At 47.9% G+C, this 7,767-nt stretch carries 6 protein-coding genes; all 6 read left to right on the forward strand.

Annotated features, from left to right (window positions below):
- Nucleotides 1–40 precede the first annotated feature (40 nt).
- The 6 genes from rluD (at nucleotide 41) to QZZ54_RS16205 (ending at nucleotide 7,636) form a co-directional block, all read left to right on the forward strand.
- Nucleotides 41–1,009, forward strand: coding sequence for a 23S rRNA pseudouridine(1911/1915/1917) synthase RluD (gene rluD / locus QZZ54_RS16180; protein WP_290704219.1), 969 nt, complete (start codon nucleotides 41–43; stop codon nucleotides 1,007–1,009).
- The gene (gene pgeF, locus QZZ54_RS16185) at nucleotides 1,006–1,734 is read left to right on the forward strand and encodes a peptidoglycan editing factor PgeF (protein WP_290704222.1); all 729 of its coding nucleotides are present in this window, start codon (nucleotides 1,006–1,008) and stop codon (nucleotides 1,732–1,734) included. Before rluD ends, pgeF begins: the two co-directional genes overlap by 4 nt.
- A gap of 85 nt (nucleotides 1,735–1,819) precedes the next feature.
- Nucleotides 1,820–2,047 (forward strand): FeoA domain-containing protein, encoded by a 228-nt coding sequence (locus QZZ54_RS16190; RefSeq protein ID WP_290704225.1) that lies wholly within the window; start codon nucleotides 1,820–1,822, stop codon nucleotides 2,045–2,047.
- Nucleotides 2,047–4,002, forward strand: coding sequence for a ferrous iron transport protein B (gene feoB, locus QZZ54_RS16195; protein ID WP_290704227.1), 1,956 nt, complete (start codon nucleotides 2,047–2,049; stop codon nucleotides 4,000–4,002). Before QZZ54_RS16190 ends, feoB begins: the two co-directional genes overlap by 1 nt.
- Before the next feature lie 332 nt (nucleotides 4,003–4,334).
- Nucleotides 4,335–6,911, forward strand: a complete 2,577-nt coding sequence (gene clpB / locus QZZ54_RS16200) for an ATP-dependent chaperone ClpB (RefSeq protein WP_290704230.1) — start codon at nucleotides 4,335–4,337, stop codon at nucleotides 6,909–6,911.
- A 236-nt stretch (nucleotides 6,912–7,147) separates the two neighbouring features.
- Nucleotides 7,148–7,636: a hypothetical protein gene (locus QZZ54_RS16205; protein WP_290704233.1), complete on the forward strand. Its 489-nt coding sequence runs from the start codon at nucleotides 7,148–7,150 to the stop codon at nucleotides 7,634–7,636.
- Nucleotides 7,637–7,767 lie beyond the last annotated feature (131 nt).

A 7,767-nucleotide genomic window follows, 5' to 3' on the forward strand; every position in this document is an offset into this window, starting at 1 on the left:
GCCGATATTTTCTTCATTTTTTCCGAGACTTAGATAAATCATGACTGAGCAGGTTCAACTTAGTACGACGGTATCCGATGATCTTATCGGTAAACGACTGGATCAGGCCGTAGCCGAGCTTTATCCCGAGTACTCCCGATCCCGGCTACAGGGCTGGATTAAGGATGGTTGCGTCACCGTAGATGGTAAGGTGAAGCGACAGCGGGATAAGCTAATGGGCGGTGAGCTGTTGGTGATCGATGCAGAGCTGGAGGTTATCGACCAGTTTAAAGCGATCGAGATGCCGTTGGATATCATCTATGAAGACGATGATATTATGATTATCAACAAACCTGCTAACTTAGTTGTACATCCGGCAGCGGGTCATTGGGACGATACGTTGCTCAACGGCTTGTTGCACTACTGTCCTGACATTGCTCAGGTGCCACGGGCGGGTATCGTTCATCGACTGGATATGGATACTACGGGCCTGATGGTCATAGCGAAAACGATACAGGCGCAGACTGAATTGGTGGCGCAGCTTCAGGACCGCTCAATGGGGCGTGAGTATGAAGCGATTGTCAACGGTGTTATGACCGGTGGTGGCACGGTCGATGAAACTTTGGGAAGGCATTCCCGAAACCGGCAGAAAATGGCGGTTGTTGGTGTGGGTAAAGAAGCCGTGACACATTATCGGGTACTGAATAAATTTCGTGCCCATACCCATATACGGCTGAAATTGGAAACCGGACGTACCCATCAGATTCGGGTGCATATGTCTTATATTAATTATCCGGTGGTGGGTGATCAGCTATATGGCGGACGTTTCCGTTTACCCAAGGGTATTAGTCCTCTGTTGCAGGGGCGTTTAAAGCGCTTTACTCGTCAGGCGCTCCATGCAAAACGTTTAGAGCTCTTTCATCCGGTGACCGGTGAGTTAATGGCCTGGGAAATTGATCTTCCTGATGATCTACAAAATTTGGTCAATAGCTTGAAAAAAGATGCCGATTATCACGAAGTTGATCAGTGAAACTAATCTCTGCCGATTGGTCTGCAGCGGATAATATCCGGGCTGTAACGACCACTCGGTTGGGTGGTACTAGCCTAGGGCCTTACGCCGGGCTTAATCTGGGTGATCATGTTGATGATGCTCCGGATGCAGTGATTAAGAATAGAAGGCTGCTGGTACAAAAGCTGGGGCTGCTTAAACAGCCGCAGTGGCTGAATCAGGTGCATGGTACTACTGTGATCAAGGCATCAGATGCGGGTACAGTAGAACAAGCTGATGCATGCTGGAGCGATGAAACTGGTCAGGCCTGTATTGTTATGACGGCGGATTGTTTACCAGTATTTTTTACAGATCTAAAAGGTACTCGTGTCGCGGTAGCGCACGCCGGTTGGCGTGGTCTGGCTGATGGCGTACTGGAACAGACTTTGAGCGTTTTTTCTGATCCATCGGCAGTAATTGCTTGGATGGGGCCGGCGATCGGTCAACAGGCTTTTGAAGTGGGTGGGGAGGTCAGAGAGCAATTCTGTGATCTGCTTGAGGCTTCAGTCGAGGCTTTTATTCCTTCAATGAATCAAGGTAAGTGGCTGGCAGATATCTATCAGCTTGCCAGACTTCGGCTTAACCGGGCTGGAGTGCCGGAGATTGGTGGTGGTAATTATTGCACCGCCAGTCAACCGGAGCTTTTCTACTCCTATCGACGTGAGGGCGTTACGGGTCGAATGGCCAGCGTTATCTGGATAGACTGATCTGAGTCAATAAACCAGCGCTCATTTCTTGATTGCTTTTGATTATCATATAATAATGATTCTCATTAACTTTTGAGATGCGCTGATGACCCTGACTAAATTGAGCTGCAAACAGAAAGCAAAAATTATAGCGTTAACCGGCCCTGAACCATTGCGTCAGCGGTTGGTTGCTTTAGGTGTTTTACGCGGCTTTCCGGTTTCAGTTGCAGCCACCTCTTTGCTGGGAAATCCTCGTACCTATTTTATCGGTAAGCAGCAGATCTGCCTGCGTAACAAAGAAGCGGGTTACATTGAGGTGGAGTTGCAGCTCTGATGCTAGAGACTACTCGCTCCTACACCATCGCCCTGATAGGTAATCCTAACTGCGGCAAAACTTCTCTGTTTAATCAGCTTACCGGTGCACGACAGCGCACCGGTAATATGGCCGGTGTGACCGTTACCAGTAGAGAGGGGCAAAGGGAATGGAAAGGAGTCGACTTTCACTTTGTGGATCTACCGGGCATCTATTCGCTGGCAAACAGTCGGGTTGAAGAAACCGTAGCGCGTGATTACCTGAGTGATACCCCTCCAGACCTTATTCTCAATGTGTTGGATGCCAATAACCTTGCGAGAAACTTTGCGCTGACGACTCAATTGATGGAACAGGGGTTGCCGGTTGTCATCGCGTTAAATATGTTGGATGAGTTAGAAAAGCAAGGACATGCTGTTGATCTGGATGAATTGAGTCGGGGCTTAATTAAACCTGTTATTGGCAGTGATGGTAGAAGTAATACCCATATCCCGGCACTTCTGGATCTGTTGTTGGAGAATATACCCCAGCAGATTGATGCTTTGTTGATCTCCTATGAGCCCCATCTCGAAGAGGCGGTTGCCTCACTTGAAGCTACCGGACTAGAACGCTGGCAAGCATTGCGTTGGCTTGAGTCCGCCGGTGAAGGTGTCGCACTGCAGAGCGACGAGCAGGCTCGAATAAGTAATCAGGCGCTGAAGTTACTCTTTAGTCGTCATGATGAATCACCGGCTGAGATGGTGGCGGAAGGTCGCTATGGTTACATTCATGGATTACTACATAAAAGCAGCAGTGAACATCAGGATCAGTCGGCTGCGGATCACTGGCTAGATCGTATTACCTTGAATCGCTGGCTGGGAATGCCGGTGTTTGTCATGCTGTTGTGGTTGATGTTTGAGGCGACCTTTACACTTGGAAGTTACCCGGCGGACTGGATAGATACTGCGGTTGGCTGGATTGGAGGAGAGGTGGGTGAATGGATGCCTGAATCTCTGTTAAAGGATCTTCTGGTGGAAGGGCTCATCGCCGGGGTGGGTGGGGTACTGGTTTTTCTACCGAATGTTGTGTTGCTGTTCTTTTTTATCGCTTTGCTGGAGCAAAGTGGCTATATGGCTCGGGCCGCGTTTCTGATGGATAACCTGATGAGTAAAATTGGTTTGCACGGCAAAGCCTTCGTGCCCTTAGTTATGGGGTTTGGCTGTAACGTTCCCGCGATTATGTCAGCTCGGACTATCGAAGAGCCCCGGGCGCGGTTGATTACTATTTTGATCAATCCTTTTATGAGTTGTTCTGCACGGCTGCCGGTGTATGTATTGCTGGCGGGTATCTTCTTTGCTGAAAGCGCAGGTACCGTGCTTTTTGCTATGTATATGCTGGGAATACTGGTGGCTTTTAGTGTTGCAGCTATACTGGCGCGAACTATCCCTGCGCAACATGATGAAACTTTTATCATGGAGCTACCTCCCTGGCGCTTTCCTTCAGCCCGCTCAATGTTTTTGCATGTCTGGGATAAAGCGGGAGACTTCCTGCATAAAATTGGTGGCGTTATTTTGGTGGGTTCAATACTTATCTGGCTGTTGCAGAGCTTTCCCCGTCAGGGTACTCCATGGCTAGAGCAGCTGGGTCATTTCGTAGCCCCGGTGTTTTCACCAATGGGTTTTGGCTGGCAGGAAACCGTTGCGTTATTGTCAGGCTTTATCGCTAAAGAAGTTATTGCTGCTTCCTTAGTGGTGGTCTATCACACTGAGATGAGCGATATGGCCGGTTTACAAGCGGCAATGGGTGAGAATCTGGCACCGGCTTCGGGCCTGGCGTTGATGGTATTTACTCTGCTGTATATGCCGTGTCTTGCGACCATCGCGACCATTCGTAGAGAAACCGGAAGTTGGCGTTGGGCGGGTACTTCTATAATGATGGGGCTTGTTCTGGCCTGGTTCGGTTCATGGTTGGTTTATAATATTGCATCAATCTGGATGTAGGCAGAGTATTAATCTATGACTCAGTTTGACTGGTTGGTTTTAGTTGTTGTGATTACGCTATTGGCGTTGTGGTTCAGTCGCTATATCTATCGCGCGTTTAATAAGAAGTGCAGTAGTCGCGGGTGCAGTAATTGCGTTGGTTGCGGGCAAAGTGATCGCCCCTCTTCAAAATAATTCTGTTTAGATTATCATTACAAATATATAAGTGAATTCTTATATAACCCTTGAAAACCTCCTGCGCTACCTATACTTAGTAGATAAAGTAATGAAACCTGCCGTCCGCTTTGATGAAAGCTCAAAACCGGCTAGGTGACACCGATTAGGAGGGGAATATGCAACCCGAGCGTTTTACCAGTAAATTACAATCTGCCCTGGCGGATGCCCAGTCTCTGGCTGTGGGTAAAGATCATAATTATATTGAACCTGCGCATCTGCTGCTGGCGTTGCTTGATCAGCAAGGTGGTTCAGTAAAGCCTCTGCTGGCTCAGTCCGGAGTCAATGTAAATCAGTTGCGTTCATCGGTTCAGCAGCTGTTTTCTGAATTACCACAAATCTCGAGCAGTGATGGTGAAATACGCTTCTCACCTAACATGGGCAAACTCTTCAATCAGACAGATAAGCTTGCCCAGCAACGCAGCGATCAGTACATTGCCAGCGAGCTTTTTGTGCTGGCGATGCTGGACGATAAAAGCGGTGTTGGCAAACTGTTAAAACAGGCCGGTGCGACTAAAGCTGCTTTGGAGCAGGCGATAACGCAGATGCGGGGCGGAGAAGCTGTGAATGATCCAAACTCAGAAGAGAATCGTCAGGCGCTGAATAAGTTCACTGTTGATCTGACTGAGCAGGCGGAGTCGGGCAAGCTTGATCCGGTTATCGGTCGGGACGATGAAATTCGCAGAACAATTCAGGTACTACAGCGTCGCACCAAAAATAACCCGGTACTGATAGGTGAACCGGGTGTCGGTAAAACTGCGATCGTAGAAGGTCTGGCCCAACGGATTATCAATGGTGAAGTGCCTGAAGGGCTGAAGAATAAGAAGGTTCTATCACTGGATATGGGGGCCTTGATTGCGGGTGCTAAGTTTAGAGGTGAATTTGAAGAGCGCTTGAAGGCGGTGCTGAATGAGCTTTCTAAGCAAGATGGCCAGGTTATTCTGTTTATTGATGAACTGCATACTATGGTCGGTGCCGGTAAAGGGGAAGGTGCCATGGATGCGGGTAACATGCTCAAGCCTGCGTTGGCCCGAGGTGAGCTTCATTGCGTGGGAGCTACAACGCTTGATGAGTATCGTCAGTATGTGGAAAAAGATGCGGCTCTTGAGCGTCGTTTTCAGAAAGTGCTGGTGGATGAGCCCAGTGAAGAGGACACCGTAGCGATCCTGCGGGGACTGAAAGAGCGTTATGAGATCCATCATGGCGTAGATATCAGTGATTCTGCGATTATCGCCGCCGCTAAGTTGTCGCAGCGTTACATCACAGATAGACAGTTGCCAGATAAAGCGATCGATCTGATCGATGAGGCGGGTAGTCGAATCCGTATGGAGATAGACTCTAAACCGGAGAGTATGGATCGTCTTGAGCGCCGTTTGATTCAATTGAAAATGGAACGTGAAGCGCTTAAGAAAGAGAAAGATCAGGCAGCAATAAAGCGTTTGGAAGAACTGCAAACCAATATTTCTGTTGTTGAAAAAGAGTTCTCGGATCTGGAAGAGATTTGGAAGGCTGAAAAAGTAGCTCTCCAGGGGTCGCAGCAAATTAAGGAAAAACTGGAGCAGGCGCGTACCGAGCTTGAACAGGCAACTCGCTCAGGTGAGCTGAGTCGAATGTCTGAATTGCAGTATGGTGTTATTCCCGAGCTTGAAAAAGAGCTACAGGTAGCTGCAGATGTAGAGGATCAGCCTCAGCAAAATCAATTACTACGTAACCGGGTAGGTGAAGAAGAAGTTGCAGAAGTTGTGTCTAAATGGACCGGCATTCCTGTTTCCAAAATGCTGGAAGGTGAGCGGGAAAAACTACTGCGTATGGAAGATGCTCTGCATAAGCAGGTTATCGGACAGCACGAAGCGGTATTGGCGGTATCAAATGCGGTACGTCGTTCCCGGGCAGGATTGTCTGATCCGAATCGGCCTAATGGCTCGTTCCTGTTTCTTGGGCCAACGGGTGTAGGTAAAACAGAACTCTGTAAAGCCTTGGCTAGCTTCCTGTTTGATACGGAGGCAGCGATGGTGCGAATCGATATGTCTGAGTTTATGGAGAAGCACTCTGTTGCCAGGTTAATTGGAGCACCTCCCGGCTATGTCGGTTATGAACAGGGCGGTTATCTGACCGAGGCTGTCCGTCGTAAACCTTACTCTGTATTGCTTTTAGATGAGGTGGAAAAAGCCCATCCAGATGTCTTCAATATTTTGCTGCAGGTACTTGAAGATGGCCGTCTGACCGATGGTCAGGGCCGTACGGTAGATTTTCGCAATACTATCGTGGTTATGACATCTAACCTGGGCTCAGATCTGATTCAGAACTTTAGTGATGATGACGATTACACGCTGATGCAATCTGCAGTAATGGAGGTGGTGGGTAATCATTTTCGACCAGAGGTCATTAACCGAATTGATGAAGTAGTTGTATTTCATAGTCTGCGCAAAGAGCAGATTCGTGGTATTGCAGAGATACAGTTGAATCGTCTACGTAAGCGTCTAACTGAGCGTGAATTGAGATTAACCCTGACATCGACCGCGATGGATAAACTGGTAGATGTAGGTTTCGAGCCTGTATACGGTGCTCGACCACTTAAACGAGCAATTCAACAGTGGATCGAAAACCCATTGGCGCAAGAGCTACTGGCTGGAAAATATCCACCGGGAGAAGAGATTGGAGTGGATGTTGAAGCCGGGGTGTTTATCTTCCGTTGATAATTTACTGGAAGGCATGAGCTTTGCTTTTTGGTCGAATCGATAACGGTTGATCAGTACCAGAGTTGTGCTTCTCATAGAGATCGATTCAGTTAATGTTTTAAAAAGCCGGATTTATCCGGCTTTTTAATGATCTGATACTATTTAGCTACATATATACCCTGTGAGTTATTGGAAAAATGCGACACCCGCTGCAATAGTTTAGATACAACTAATAAGAAATTATGGGGTGTGTCATGAAAATAATAGCTATAGCTTTGCTGAGTGTCGTAATGGTTACGGCCAACGCAGAAGAGAAAGGATCGATGCATGATTGGCGGCACGATGGTTCTTCTGATGATAAATTGAGTAATCTGGTGAAGCTAGTGCCGGGTACTTCCCACTGGATGGCTGAAATGGGCGATCGCTATCAAAACCTATATTGGGCAGCAAAGCAGGAAAAATGGGATTTCGCCCATTATCAATTGGAAGAGATGGAAGCTTTGGCTCGTATTGTTTCCCGAGCCAGGCCCAACAGGGCAGAAACTGCTTCTGTCTTTTTGGATAAGGCGATCGAGCCGGTTGAGCATGCATTATCAGATAAGGACTGGGGCAAGTTTGAAAAAGCCTTTTCGGTACTGCGTGCTGAGTGCATGGCTTGTCACGCCAAAAATGATCATAGCTTCATTATTCTTCCAGAAGAGCCTGTCTGGGCATCGAGCCCCGTTTTAAATATGAGTAAATAAGAATATGTAAAAACCGCCGTCAGGCGGTTTTATGTTTTAAGGCTAAGCGTGCTCTTTTGCTTACAAAGCACGTTGTCATATTACGTAAAAAGAAGGCTCTCCTAGCCACGAGCAAGTCGCGAAGCGACGTT

This window comes from Amphritea sp. (assembly GCF_016744155.1).
Taxonomy (GTDB): Bacteria; Pseudomonadota; Gammaproteobacteria; order Pseudomonadales; family Balneatricaceae; genus Amphritea.

What these genes read in the sequence shown, in the direction of transcription:
- rluD (WP_290704219.1), top strand. Translation starts at nt 41, where the DNA reads ATGACTGAGCAGGTTCAACTTAGTACGACGGTATCCGATGATCTTATC.
- feoB (WP_290704227.1), top strand. Translation starts at nt 2,047, where the DNA reads ATGCTAGAGACTACTCGCTCCTACACCATCGCCCTGATAGGTAATCCT.
- QZZ54_RS16190 (WP_290704225.1), top strand. Translation starts at nt 1,820, where the DNA reads ATGACCCTGACTAAATTGAGCTGCAAACAGAAAGCAAAAATTATAGCG.
- QZZ54_RS16205 (WP_290704233.1), top strand. Translation starts at nt 7,148, where the DNA reads ATGAAAATAATAGCTATAGCTTTGCTGAGTGTCGTAATGGTTACGGCC.
- clpB (WP_290704230.1), top strand. Translation starts at nt 4,335, where the DNA reads ATGCAACCCGAGCGTTTTACCAGTAAATTACAATCTGCCCTGGCGGAT.